The sequence below is a fragment of the Mycobacterium sp. 1245801.1 genome, from assembly GCF_001673055.1.
In the GTDB taxonomy this organism is placed as follows: Bacteria; Actinomycetota; Actinomycetes; order Mycobacteriales; family Mycobacteriaceae; genus Mycobacterium; species Mycobacterium europaeum_A.
The window spans coordinates 1-780 of record NZ_LZKY01000320.1 but is presented as its reverse complement, the minus strand read 5'-3'; the positions used below and the strand labels follow the sequence as shown (position 1 = coordinate 780).

General features: G+C 58.5%; 2 protein-coding genes. One reads left to right on the top strand and one right to left on the bottom strand.

Annotated features, from left to right (window positions below):
• On the top strand, positions 1-113 hold a 113-nt coding region (locus A5622_RS28520; RefSeq protein ID WP_197508056.1), incomplete at its 5' end, for a class I SAM-dependent methyltransferase.
• A 60-nt stretch (positions 114-173) separates the two neighbouring features.
• Here the strand turns inward: A5622_RS28520 and A5622_RS20455 are convergent.
• Positions 174-780, bottom strand: a 607-nt coding sequence (locus tag A5622_RS20455; RefSeq protein WP_066880869.1) for a class I SAM-dependent methyltransferase, incomplete at its 5' end; no start/stop codon positions are given.

Sequence of the window (780 nt, the reverse complement as noted above, 5' to 3'; positions counted from 1 at the left end):
TCGGCCTGCAGTCCGAAGAGGTCTACGACAAGTACATGCACTACCTGACCGGCTGCGAGAACTTCTTCCGCAAGGGTGTCACCAATGTGGGGCAATTCACGTTGGTCAAGTAGGGCGGGACAAGTCGGCCCCGAACGGTGAACCGTTCGGGGCCGATTGCTTTACTGGGCCGGTTACTTCTCCAGCGTGAACTGATTGACGTCGGTGTAGCCCGCACGGAACAACTTCGCGCAGCCGGTCAGGTACTTCATGTACTTGTCGTAGACCTCTTCGGACTGCAGGGCGACCGCCTTGTCCTTGTTGGCCTCCAGGTTGGCCGCCCAGATGTTGAGGGTCCGCGCGTAATGCTGCTGCAGCAGCTGCACCCGCTCGATCGTGAAGCCCGCCGCCTCGCCGAATTTGAAAATGTCTTCCTGCGCCGGGAGTTGTCCACCCGGGAAAATTTCCTGGCCGATGAATCGAGCGAATCGGATATCGCTCATCGTGATGGAAACACCGCGCTCGTGCTGCTGTTTTTGCGTGTAGGTCAAGATGGTGTGCAACAGCATTCGGCCGTCGTCGGGAAGGATCTCGTAGGCGCGCTCGAAAAATGCGGGATAGCGCTCCATCTTGAAAGCTTCGAAGGCGCCAATCGTGACGATCCGGTCGACCTTGTCCTCGAACTCTTCCCAGCCCTGCAACCGCACCTCGATGTTGCGGCTGGTCGGCAATCCGGCCAGCTTGTTCTTGCTGTACTCAAACTGATTGCGGCTCAGCGTGATCCCGATGACGTTGACGTCG